The sequence below is a fragment of the Sphingomonas sp. Ant20 genome, from assembly GCF_000783375.1.
Lineage (GTDB): Bacteria > Pseudomonadota > Alphaproteobacteria > Sphingomonadales > Sphingomonadaceae > Sphingomonas > Sphingomonas aerolata.
This window is the reverse complement of sequence record NZ_JRVI01000277.1, coordinates 1-12,064: the sequence shown is the minus strand read 5'-3', so window position 1 is coordinate 12,064 and position 12,064 is coordinate 1. Positions and strand designations below refer to the sequence as shown.

The window sequence follows — 12,064 nt, the reverse complement described above, 5'->3', positions numbered from 1 at the left end:
TGGGTGGGGCTGCCGGGGCTGCCGGGGCCACAACCGCCGCAGGCCCCGCCGGTGCGGCGCAAGGTCGTGCGTCGACCGGAGCGTAGACCCAACCCTTGCCCTGGACGTTCCCGACAAAGCGCAGTTTGGCCGCACCGATCATCTCGAAGCCGTTGCCGACCGCGTTCGACCGGCTGCGATCGTTCCAGGCGGGCCACCCAGCGGCGCGCGTACCGTCGGCAAGCAGCTCGCGACCCATCTGCTTCTTCAGGATCAGCGTGTCGCCCGCGCAGACCGAGATCCTCGCGGGCGGATTGGCGCCGGTGACGATGTGTTCGGTTTGCGCCACTACCGGTGAGGCAAGCAACGCAAGGGCCGTTAGAATGTAGCGTATCATGGCGATTCCTAATGATTTTCCGTCCAAATGACGCGGCAAACAGAAAGGCGAGCAATGACGAATTGCGCAGCCAGATGAAGTCGCCCGACTTTTTTTGAGGCGGGCGCATTGACGACTTATTGGACCTGATGCTGGCCGGATTTACGCCGCCTCAATTACCGGTGCGACAAGCTTGTAAGGATGGTCGGTAGGCAAGTTGGCCCCTTGATACCCACTCGTCCAAGACATCCAGCCGTCAAGTCGTTGACGTTCATCAGTAGTCATGGCCTCGCGAAGGTAACCGTGCGAAGCAATGGAGCCGTTCCAGAAATCACCGATAATCTCGGAAGCACCAAGTCGCATCGCTGTCGGAACGACATTGGCCGTGTTTACAGCGTTGCTGGTCGTGATCTTCTGATTGCCGTCAAAAGCGGTGAAAGCAACAACGGGTCCAACGCCAGGGGCAATCTCCCAGATCATCGCATACGTGCGGTTGACCCAAGTTATCTGATTGCTTGTCGTCAACGGGCGCCCGACGCCATGATCGACACTTGGCTGACCGTAAGTACCGCTTGCTTTTGCGAGACGACGACGATTAGCGGTTGTACCGTCACCCATTCCAAGCAGGGCCTGGTAATTTGTTCCGGTGCCGTTTCGATTGAGCGCAAAAATACCGCAATACGCGCTACCAGCAGGCAATTGATTGGTACCCTTGGACATTTCAAAATAGTCGTCAACGCCATCGAAGTCGAAACGACCGTTGAAGGTAGTCGAATAGACCGGCTGTTTTGTCGAGTCAGGCTGCGAATAAGCCATGACGTTCTTTCGGCCGCTCCACGCGCCCGGAGTGGCTGAAGCATCCGAAGCTACAAAATAGTCGATCAGCTTCGTTCCAAGCTGGTCCGGAGTCCAAAGCGGCGGCGGACCATCATCGTTCGTGATTTGACCGCGTGCATTGGTGAAGTACAGGCCATAGCCGTTGGATGGCTCGGACAGGGTAACGTCGAATAACTCGTCGCTTTCCGCGTCATTGTCACCCTTCACGACAACGTTGAACGTCGTGAACGCTGCACCGTTTGCAATGGTGGCGACGCCGCTCGGGATGACGCCGGCTACAAAGTCGGTTGCCTTAATTGTGGCTCCCGAGAAGCCTGAAACTGCCCACTTGACCGATGCCTGACCAATGGTCGTGTTGCGCGTCACCATGAACGTGTAAGTCGTGGTCGCTCCCGCCGCGCCCTCGACTTTGCGCGTGCTACCGATGAGACTGAACTTAGGCAGGACGGTGCCGCCCTCAAGTGCGCGAATGCGGTCATCCATGTAGGCAGCGAAAATTGCCGTTCCTCCGCCAGGATGTGTTCCGTCAGCCGTCATGAAAGACCCTGCCGCCCAGCGATGATAAAGCACCGATGTGGCGCGATTTCCGAACGGGTCGGCGCGAGCGATCGGATCAAAGTCAATGATGCCGTCAACCCCCCCGGTCGCGGCTTGATCGACCAGCCAATCGTGGAACTGATCAACGCTACCGCCCGGTTCCCATTGTTCGCTGACCGTTGAGCCCCCAAGCCAAACGGTCTGGTCTTCGGGAAACGGCGTGGTGATGCCTCCTGCCGTCCGCGGAAACAGCTTGGTGCGCCAGATCTTCATCGGTGTGACACCTGATCCGGTAACAGCTAAGCTGCGGTAGTAAGGCCATGGCGAATACACCTGTCCCTGCACTGCGCCGAGGGCCGATCCGCTGTAATTTGCGGCGGTCGGAAAGTTGTTCGTGCCGTAGTTATCAACAACACGGTTCGCATATTTGACGAGCGTCGCAAGGTAGGGATTAAGACCCGTCCCACCGCCCTGCGAAGTCCAGGTGCCCGCCGCACCGCCCGCAACTGCTGCGTTACAGCCCGCCTTGCCGGTGACGGCCGGCGTAGGCGTGCAAAGGAACCGCGTGAATATGCCAGTCCCGACGTTTACACCACCGGCGCCGTCGTTCGACCCCATGAAGATGCTGTCGCCCGTGCCGAGGTAAACGAGTGGGTCGCCGCTGACGAACTTACCCAGCATGATCGGGAGCAGCTGAGAGGCGCCCGACATTGTAAACCCTGCCGTAGGGTTGGTGCCTTCCCAAACAACAGCGCCAGGCGATGCCAGATTGGCCGGCTGGCGCACTGCCGGATTGTAACAGAAGCCGCCTGTCGGCATGTCGTTATCGAGAGGTGGCCGGGCAGTCCCGTCGAACCTGCCGCAAACTCGGCGACGCCCTTGAATCGAATCACGGTGCCGACATCAAGCTGCGTGCGGTTAAACGCTGCAGCCAGCACGGCGTTCGAAACGAGATCAACTTCTCCGTCAGCTACGGTGATGGGATAAGGACGATTAGGGAATGTGATCGGGACAACAATCTGGTTGACCACGTCTTCTGCATACATCTGATACAACGTGAAGCCGTTGCCGATAGGCTTCCCGGTACCCTGTTCGATGTAGGCGCAATCGATACGCGCACGGATTTCTGACATCGCTCCAGAGCCGATCATATGATCGACAGAGATCAAGGATGCCCAAGTGCTCGTCTGCGTCGTGAGGGGGCGGCCGATGGTGTTGGGGAAGCGATTGCGCGGCGACGCGAAACGCAGAACGCCGGTCGAGCCTGTGCTCGATGACGTGACGGTGAGCGTGCCACTCGCGCTCGTCGCGCGATGCGGTGTGCCGCCAAGTTCGCGGTCGACATATTCACCCGTAAGCGCGGACTGTCGTGTCATTGCCCCTGATGATGCAGTGATACACGAGTGCGATCACCAAACGGCCATCGTTCGGCGTCACTGATGGCGTGACACCGGCCGGGACGTTGGAGATGGCAGATAGAGGTGGCCCCGGTTGTCTGAACAGGCTCGCGGTCTGGATAAGTGGATCGCCGCTGGTTGATCATGCCGCTGCGAGAAGCGGCTGGTCGAAGTATACCTGGTCCGGTGTCCTGGTACCAAGGGCTGAATGTGGCCGGATGCTGTTATAAAATGCAAAGTATCGGCCGATGCCGGCGCGTGCTTCCGGGACTGAGGTGTATGCGTTGAGGTACACGTCCTCGTATTTCACCGAGCGCCAGAGGCGCTCCACGAACACGTTGTCGCGCCAGCAACCCTTTCCATCCATGCTAATGGCGATCTTCTCTCGGTGAAGGACAGCGGTGAAAGCCGCACTGGTAAATTGCGAGCCCTGGTCGCTGTTGAAGATCGTAGGCTTGCCATAACGGGCGAGCGCTTCCTCCAGTGCCTCGATACAAAAACGCGACATCCATTGAGATCGACACCCGCCAAGCCAGCACCCGCCGGGTAAACCAATCGACGATAGCGACCAGATAGACGAAACCGCGCGCCATGGGCACATACGTGATATCGGTCGCCCAAACTTGGTTCGGCCGCGTCACCGCCAGCTTGCGCAGCAGATAGGGATAGATCTTGTGACCCGTCGCCGGTTTCGACGTGTTCGGACGGCGGTAGATCGCCTCTAGCCCCATCCGCTTCATCAGCGTCGCAACATGCCGTCGTCCGATGCTCACATCCTCCTGACGGAGCAGATCGCGCAGCATCCGGCTCCCGGCGAACGGATAGAGCAGATGAAGTTCGTCGATCCGGCGCATGATCGCCAGGTCAGCCGAGGATACAGGCCGCGGAAGATAGTAGATGCTGCCGCGGCTGATCTCGAGCTGCTGCGCCTGATGGGTCAGCGGCAACTCATGGTCACGGTCGATCATCGCTTTGCGCTCGGCAACAGACCGGCCTTCCCGAGCGCACCGGCCAAAAATCGTTCGCCAGCGTCAGCTCACCAATCTTGGCGTGCAGCACGGTTATATCGACCGCTGGTTCGCTCGCTGCCGGAACCGCTCCGAACACGTCTGCCGCCCCCTCCAGCAGCTTGGACCGCCACTGGTTGATGAGGTTCGGGTGCACCTCATACTCCTGCGCCAGCTCGGCCAGCGTCTTCTCACCCTTCACAGCAGCCAGCGCCACCTTGGCCTTGAATGCCGGACTGTGGTTCCGGCGGGGTCGCTTGCTCATCTTGCTTCCTCTTCGCGGCCAGCATGGCCGCTGTCAGATCGGCAATCCACTTATCCCCGCTGTTCAGATTCCTAGAACCACCTCTATCCTCTCTCGGTTTCCCGATCAACGGCCGCACGAAGCGCCCAACCATCGCCTAAAGCGGCGTTGTAAGCCCCCTGAACCTCAAAGCGGTGCCTATTGCCCGCACGGATCGTCACGTAGCCTTCGGCCGCGTCCGGATCGGGCGCCTTGGTGACGATTGCCAGTGCTCCGGAAATTGCATTGCGACCGAACAGGAACACCTGCGGCCCGCGTAGCGCCTCAACGCGTTCCAAATCATAGGCGGTGGTGATCACCGAACCTGTCCGACCTTGGTGAACGCCGTCTCGAAAAATTCCAATCGAGGGGTCGCCACCAAGCCCGTAGTCGTTTGAAACGATGCCGCGAATGGCGATGCCGTCGACGAAGTTGTTCTCTGCGAAGCCGGAAAAACCGGGCGTGTACCGTATAACTGCCTTGGTGTCACCCAAATCCGCTGCGTCGAAGCCTTTTCCGGACAAGGAAGTGATCGCGGCCGGTACGTCTATTTGACGCTCCGATCGACGCTGTGCGGTCACGATGATGTCGCTTGGTTCGTCGACGTCAATTCGTGGTGCGGGAAGCTGGGCAGATGACGTGGTCGAAATCGATCCGGCCAACATCGCACCGGCCACTAGTCCCGAGGGCAAGATTTGTAAGATACGAATTGCTATTTTGCCACGCGCAGCGAGGCTACCGGATCGACGGTGAACCCCTGGGATACAAGTGTGTTCAATTCTCGTATGTGGTCAGTTGCTTTGATAGGTGGAAGCGCTCGTCCGTAGAGCCACCCCTGGAACTGATAGCAACCGAGCGCCTGAAGGATCCGCGCCTCGCTTAGGTGCTCGACGCCTTCGGCCACCACTTCGATGCCGAGTGCGCGGCCAACGTCGATGACGGCTTTCACCAGGGAGGCAGAGCGCGAGTCCTGCAGCTTGCCGTTGCAGATGAAGCTGCGGTCTATCTTGAGTTTGTCGAAGGTAAAGTCTTGGAGGTAACTTAGGCTTGAATAGCCCGTTCCAAAGTCGTCAAGACCAATCTTGAAGCCCATAGCTCGGATGGCGTCAAAAGTTTTCCGGGTATCAACAGTTGAATTAAGAAGAAGACCCTCCGTTATCTCGAACATTATGTGCGCGGGGTCAGCGCCGCTTATGCGTAGTTCGCGACTAAGGGTGTTGATCAGGCCAGCGGTGCTAATCTGCAGCGGTGACAGGTTGATAGAAACCCATAGTCCCGGCCACCGCAGGGAATCACGGAAGGCCTGCGAGATGATCCAGTCCCCAAGTATGGGCATCAGTCCCGCTCGCTCGGCGATCGGGATGAATTCTGCTGGCGGCATCGCTGCCGCATCGTCCGCCGGCCAGCGCAGCAGGGCTTCCATGCCGCAGACGCAGGCGCTGCGGATATCGACGATGGGTTGGTAGTGGAGTTCGAAGCGGCTGGCTTCGAGCGCATTCTGAATCCGCGTTTCACGTTCCTTCTGCACAACGATCTGGTCGTGCATGCCGCGGTGATACACTGCGCAACGCGCGCGGCCGCCATCCTTGGCCTCGTACAGGCCAATATCAGCGTTGCGCAGCAACTCGCTGCTTGCGCGGCCGTGATCTGGTGCAATCGCAATACCGACCGATACGCCAATGCGTGACGGCTTTCCTGCAAGATCGAAAGGCTCTGCGAAAGCGCGTTGTATGCGATTTCCAAAGTCCTCTACCGATAGCCACTTTTCCGCATGCACCAGAGCAAACTCGTCGCCGCCGAAGCGCGAGACGAGAACACTGTCCGGGAAACCATTTCGCAATCGTTTGGCGACGGTCTTGATGAGAACATCGCCGACCTCGTGGCCCCACGTGTCATTGACGGTCTTGAAGTTATCGATGTCGCAAAATGCTACCATTGCGGGATTTGAGTCAATCAGGTGGGGAGCAAGCAATTTGTTGAAATGTTGCATGAAGAGACGACGATTGGGAAGCGAAGATAGCGGATCAAAGTTGGCAAGGAAACTTGCCTCTCGCTCTTTGTCAATCAGCGAGATTGTCATTTTCTGCATTCGGCGGAACGTTGCGACTAGCAGAAATGCGGCGATCGCGGTAACGATGACAAAGAGCGGCAAGACGTATTGTAAGAGGATCCGGCCTGGTCGGCGGGAGGCCCATACAAGTTGGACGATCGGTTGGCCCTTATCATCTGTTAGAATATATGTGCCCGAATATTTATGCGAGGACCTTAGCGGTCTTACATGAAGCCCGTTGATCAGCAACGTGTCGGCATAGGTCTGAATGCGCTGCTCATTGATTTTGACGGCGCTGACGATCAAATGCGGCCGCTGCCGCAAGACCACACGTTCAGTGACTGGCACGATCGTCATGACCGTTAGGATCACAGCCTCGCCGGCATCCCCGATGATATGCGAACTCCAACGGCCACGCGAGTTGCTGCCGAGGGAGCCAGGGTACGCTCCACGATGTGTCTCAATGTTCGCGTCGCGTATGCGGCGACCGTCCTCTTTGCCGCTGCGCACGATCCTGACCAGTTCTGCTAATTCGCCGCCGTAAGGTTGAAGCGAAGAGGGGGGAAGCTGCCGACCGCCTTCGTAACCGTAGATTGGCTTGTTATCCTGATCGAGTATCCAGACGGCATCGTGTCCGTTCACCTTGCTGAGATATTGACCGATTTCATTGTTAAACCAGTCAACATCCATAACCGATGTCGTGGTCTTCTCGGCCGCGACGTCCCAAAATGCGATACTCTGAATTTCGTTTAAGGCTTCCACCACGTCTTGGCTGACAGCATTGTCAATTAGCTGCCTTTGCGTGTTCAGTGCATCGGAATTCATTGAGAGTCCGGCAAGCAAGATCGCAAGGATCCCGGCGAGAGCCAGGCATAACACGACGCTTGCAACGGTTGCAGTGGGCTTCACATGACGGGGCATACTTATCGTTGGAGGAACGTATGTCATACCCGATCGGCCTTCTTGTCCGCCTCCACTAGAAATCATAGGCCAATAGTGTTTCAACACCGTTTGAGCCTATGGTTAGCATATGCTTTACAGGCGGTTAAGAGGCATGTGTGGTCTGAACCGCGGGCCCGAGCCAATCAAGTGGCTGACCGATAACGGCAGCTGCTACACAGCTCGCATCACGCGTGCGTTCGCGGTTGCTGACAACGCCGATCTACGAGATGCAGAAGCGCGTGGCAGTGTTAGCAGGGCGTTCAGCAAAGTGGACTATGGCGGCGGCATGCCCATCACCGATTCAGACAATCGCGCCGAACTGATCGAAACCATCCATCAGCCTTGGAAGGCAACGCTAGGTGAATGCCTGCGACGCTGGAACGGACTCGATCCACTTAGGCGTACGCAAAGCTATCTGGTGATTGAGGAGAACAGCGGTAATAGGCTGACGCTGAATGCAGCTATGATCGCTATCATGGCTGAACGCCTGGTGGCTTGACGCCTATCGGGGGTCGCTCAGCGAGATTTGGCTCTCGCCGCACGATCGTTATCGGGAACCTTCACTATTTCGCGCGCGACCGTGCCGGATCCACTCCGCTTGGCAGCGCGCGGTGCCGAGGACACGATCGCCGGCATCCGTGCGCGGCTCATCGCGACTTACTCAGCCAATAGATGATGCGTGCGTTGATAAACCCCGGTTGCTCAATATGCAGCAGGAGGATTGCAGCTGCAGGTGTTATATTTGCTGTCAGAAGCCGGCACGCTAGCGGCTCAAACGCCTATTAGGCGACGCAAAACGCACGATAGTCGCCAGCCGGGGTTGGCGACGGCGTTTTTCGACGATCGAGACGGTACAATCGGAAATCACCTGTTTGTCGAGCATCCGAGAAAGCGACAGCGTTTTCCGCCACCTATTATGCCAAGCGATTGATAATCGGACAATCCGGCCGATCATCACCGTGACACGCTTGAGCAAGATGGATCAGCGATCGTTGCATAATTTCCAGAGCGCGGGCTTTACGACCCAGCTCGGCAGCGCGAGACTCGGCCAGCGCCTTCACTTCTGCGCTCGATCGCCCCTGATCGGACCACAGCCCGAGCAGCGTACGGATTTCCTCGATCGGAAAGCCCAGGTCGCGGGCATTGGCGATGAAGCGAAGGCGATGAACGTCGCTATCGGTATAGTCCCGGTAGGTGCCGCGTCGAACTGGCGCGGGCACTAGGCCAATCTTCTCGTAATGGCGGATCATCCGCTGCGAGACGCCGCTGGCACCCGATGCCGTTCCGATGTTCATAGCTTCACCGTGTTCAGCCGCAGTGCGTTGAGGACCACGGTAAAGGACGAGAGCGCCATCGCTGCGCCGGCAAGCATCGGCGAGAGCAGAATGCCCGCCACGGGGTAGAGCACTCCGGCCGCGACCGGCACGCCGATACCGTTGAACAGGAAGGAGAAGAACAGATTCTGCCGGATATTTCGCATGGTCGCCTGCGCGAGCTTGCGCGCTCGCACGATCGCCGAAAGATCGCCGCGCGTGAGCGTCATCCCGGCGCTTTCGATCGCCACGTCCGTTCCCGTGCCCATCGCCAGGCCTACGTCCGCAGCTGCCAGCGCTGGAGCGTCGTTGATGCCATCACCGGCCATCGCAACTTTGGCACCGGACGCTTTCAGCTCGCCGATGATACTCGCCTTATCTTCAGGGAGCAGACCGGCGCGCACGTCGTCGAGCCCGCCAACCGCGCGAGCGACCGCATCGGCGGTCGTTTGGTTGTCACCAGTCAGCATGATGACGCGGAGCCCTTGTTGGCGAAGCGCGGCGATTGCCTCACTGGCATTGGCGCGAACCGGATCGGCGACCGCGAGCAGGCCGGCAAGAGCGCCATCGATCGCCACTAGAATGACGCCTGCACCGTCGCCGCGATGACGATTGGCGGCTTCATCGACCGGCTTAGGATCAACGCCGACCCGGTTCATTTGCGCGGCGTTCCCGATCACGACCGACCGACCGTCCACCGTGGCGCTGACACCCAGACCAGTTTGCGAGACGAAATCGGCGACCGTCCCGAGCTGCAATTCGCGTTCTTTAGCGGCGACGACGATCGCGTGGGCGAGAGGGTGTTCGGATTGCCCTTCAACTGCAGCGGCAAGGGCAAGCAGGTCGTCTTCATCGACGGCACCGACCGTCTCGACCGCGATCAGCGACGGTTTGCCTTCCGTGAGCGTGCCCGTCTTGTCGATGACCAGCGTATCGACCTTTTCGAGGCTCTGTAGCGCTTCGGCATTTTTGACCAGAACGCCAGCCTGGGCCCCGCGGCCCGTCCCAACCATGATCGACATGGGAGTAGCGAGACCGAGCGCACAGGGACAGGCGATGACCAGCACCGCAATGGCGTTGAGCAACGCGTGACCCATCCGCGGCTCCGGCCCGACCAACGACCACACCATGAAGGTCGCGATAGAAACGAGAACGACCAGAGGTACGAACCAACCCGATACCCGATCGGCGACCGCCTGGATTGGAGCACGGCTGCGCTGCGCATCGGCGACCATGCGGACGATGCGGGCGAGCATCGTATCCGAGCCGACAGCGCGGGCTTCCACGACCAAGCTTCCTGTGCCGTTGACTGTGCCCCCGGTGACGGTCGCCTCGACTTCCTTGAGGACTGGTGCGGGTTCGCCGGTGAGCATGGATTCATCGACCGAGGAACGGCCCTCGATCACCACGCCGTCAACGGGGATCGCATCCCCAGGGCGAACCCGCAGCCGATCGCCGGTTGCCACATCAGCAAGGCTGACTTCCTCTTCTGAGCCGTCCGACCGGACCCGACGCGCAGTCTTGGGGGCAAGATCCATGAGGGCACGTATCGCGCGTCCCGTTGCCGCCCTTGCGCGCAGTTCGAGAACTTGTCCGAGCAGCACCAGCGCCACCACGACGCCAGCGGCTTCGTAGTAAACCGGGACTACGCCCCCGTGCATTCGGAACGTCGGGGGGAAGATGCCCGGCGCAACCGTCGCGACTAAGCTGTAAAGGAAGGCAGCACCGACCCCGATCAAGATCAGCGTGAACATATTGAGATGGCGAGTGCGAAGCGATATCCACCCCCGCTGAAAAAACGGCAAGCCCGCCCACAACACAATCGGTGCGGTGAGCGCGAGCTGTATCCAAGGCGAAGCGGTAGAGCTGGCAACATGGACGCCGAGCATTTCGGCAACCATCGAGATCGCCAGCAGCGGCACGGCGAGCACGCCCGCTACCCATAGCCGGCGCGTGAAATCGACCAGCTCAGGATTAGGCTCATCGTCGAGCGACGGCTCTTCCGGTTCGAGTGCCATACCGCAAATCGGGCACGTTCCCGGTCCCTCCTGACGAATTTGCGGGTGCATCGGGCACGTCCAGATCGCCCCTGGTGTTGCCTTGGCTTCCGGTTTTGGCTTGTCGCCAAGATAGGCGTCAGGTTTGGCGACAAACTTGGTCCGGCATCCGGCGCTGCAAAAATGATAGGATTGGCCGGCGTGCTCGGCGTGATGCGCCGTTTTCGCCGAATCGATCGTCATTCCGCACACGGGGTCCGTGACTGTCGCCGCGCCGTCAGCGGCCTTATCGCCGGCGCAGCACGTAGCTGATCCGGCGGTTTGTTCTGCCGTCACTGGCGTGCCCGAGCAGCAGGTCGAGGGCGTAACAGCCGCCTCAACCGCTGGCTTTGCCGAGCAGCCGCAACGCCCGGCATGGGACTGGAAATGAGGGTCGTTCATGACGTGAAACTCCTTCGACCCAAGGGTATGTAGGGTCTAACACCATGTCAGGGTCAAGGCCCGTTGCCGGCTATTCGCGATACCGTCCGAAAACACCGGTGGGTTCAACGGGTCGCCGCAACACGCTCGGCGAACATTTCAGCCGGTGTCTGATACATCAAGGTCTTTCTGGGGCGCTCGTTGAGCTGGCGAGCGATGGCGCTGAGTTTGGCCTGGCTGTGGAGCGACAGATCCGTTCCCTTGGGCAGATATTGGCGCAGCAGGCGATTGGTGTTCTCGTTGGTACCGCGCTGCCACGGGCTTTGCGGATCGCAAAAATAGACGTCGACCTCGGTCGCCAGGGTGAAGCGCTTGTGATCGGCAAGTTCCTTGCCGCGATCCCAGGTCAGCGACTGATAGAGCTCGCGAGGCAGTTTGCGCGCCTGCTTGATCAGGGCCGAGACGACGCTGGCGGTCTCCTTGTTCGCCACCTTGGCCAGGATCACATAGCGTGACTGGCGTTCGACCAGCGTCACGATATGGCTGTTTCGCGTGCCCGAGATGAGATCGCCCTCCCAATGTCCGGGCACGGCGCGGTCCTCGACTGACGCCGGCCGTTCGCTGATCGATATCGCATCTTTGATCTGGCCAAGCCCGTCACGCTTCAGGCTGGCGTGGCGCGAGCGGCGGATCGTGCGCTTCGCCCGGAGATGCTCGAGCAGCTCCTTCTTCAGGACGCCACGCGCCTGGATGAACAGGCTTTTGTAGATCGTCTCGTGTGACACGCGGTGCTGCTCTTCGTCCGGAAAGCTGCGCTTGAGCCAGCCAGCGATCTGCTCGGGCGACCAGCTGCGGCGCAGCTTGCGTGATACTGTTCGGCGTAAGTGGGATGGCAAGCCAGCTTGCACGGCTTGGGGCGCAGCGCG

Annotated in this window: 7 protein-coding genes and 2 pseudogenes; 1 reads left to right on the top strand and 8 read right to left on the bottom strand. The window is 59.5% G+C overall.

Going from position 1 to position 12,064, the window contains the following annotated elements; translation table 11 throughout:
- From NI18_RS20185 to NI18_RS20160, 5 genes and pseudogenes are all read right to left on the bottom strand, one after another.
- Positions 1–376, bottom strand: a 376-nt coding sequence (locus NI18_RS20185; protein WP_198527081.1) for a hypothetical protein, incomplete at its 3' end; no start/stop codon positions are given.
- Positions 377–517: 141 nt separating this feature from the next.
- Entirely contained in the window at positions 518–2,548 is a 2,031-nt protein-coding gene (locus NI18_RS20180) for a hypothetical protein (RefSeq protein ID WP_157840586.1), read from the bottom strand.
- A 720-nt stretch (positions 2,549–3,268) separates the two neighbouring features.
- Positions 3,269–4,398 (bottom strand): annotated as a pseudogene (locus tag NI18_RS20175) (IS3 family transposase).
- A gap of 83 nt (positions 4,399–4,481) precedes the next feature.
- Positions 4,482–5,081, bottom strand: coding sequence for a TonB-dependent receptor plug domain-containing protein (locus NI18_RS20165; protein WP_037532870.1), 600 nt, complete (start codon positions 5,079–5,081; stop codon positions 4,482–4,484).
- A 47-nt stretch (positions 5,082–5,128) separates the two neighbouring features.
- On the bottom strand, positions 5,129–7,375 hold the full coding sequence (locus tag NI18_RS20160) for an EAL domain-containing protein (protein WP_198527080.1): 2,247 nt from the start codon (positions 7,373–7,375) through the stop codon (positions 5,129–5,131).
- A 145-nt stretch (positions 7,376–7,520) separates the two neighbouring features.
- Between NI18_RS20160 and NI18_RS20155 the strand changes: the two genes are divergently transcribed.
- On the top strand, positions 7,521–7,907 hold the full coding sequence (locus NI18_RS20155; RefSeq protein WP_037532865.1) for a hypothetical protein: 387 nt from the start codon (positions 7,521–7,523) through the stop codon (positions 7,905–7,907).
- Positions 7,908–8,322: 415 nt separating this feature from the next.
- On the opposite strand, the gene NI18_RS20150 is transcribed toward NI18_RS20155, so the two are convergent.
- The 3 genes and pseudogenes from NI18_RS20150 to NI18_RS20140 all read right to left on the bottom strand — a co-directional run.
- The gene (locus NI18_RS20150; RefSeq protein ID WP_037532861.1) at positions 8,323–8,703 is read right to left on the bottom strand and encodes a Cu(I)-responsive transcriptional regulator; all 381 of its coding nucleotides are present in this window, start codon (positions 8,701–8,703) and stop codon (positions 8,323–8,325) included.
- The gene (locus NI18_RS20145; protein WP_306286559.1) at positions 8,700–11,159 is read right to left on the bottom strand and encodes a heavy metal translocating P-type ATPase; all 2,460 of its coding nucleotides are present in this window, start codon (positions 11,157–11,159) and stop codon (positions 8,700–8,702) included. Before NI18_RS20145 ends, NI18_RS20150 begins: the two co-directional genes overlap by 4 nt.
- A gap of 104 nt (positions 11,160–11,263) precedes the next feature.
- Positions 11,264–12,064 (bottom strand): annotated as a pseudogene (locus NI18_RS20140) (IS30 family transposase); the annotation flags it as partial.

What these genes read in the sequence shown, in the direction of transcription:
- NI18_RS20145 (WP_306286559.1), bottom strand. Translation starts at nt 11,159, where the DNA reads ATGAACGACCCTCATTTCCAGTCCCATGCCGGGCGTTGCGGCTGCTCG.
- NI18_RS20150 (WP_037532861.1), bottom strand. Translation starts at nt 8,703, where the DNA reads ATGAACATCGGAACGGCATCGGGTGCCAGCGGCGTCTCGCAGCGGATG.
- NI18_RS20165 (WP_037532870.1), bottom strand. Translation starts at nt 5,081, where the DNA reads ATGTTGGCCGGATCGATTTCGACCACGTCATCTGCCCAGCTTCCCGCA.
- NI18_RS20155 (WP_037532865.1), top strand. Translation starts at nt 7,521, where the DNA reads ATGTGTGGTCTGAACCGCGGGCCCGAGCCAATCAAGTGGCTGACCGAT.
- NI18_RS20180 (WP_157840586.1), bottom strand. Translation starts at nt 2,548, where the DNA reads ATGCCGACAGGCGGCTTCTGTTACAATCCGGCAGTGCGCCAGCCGGCC.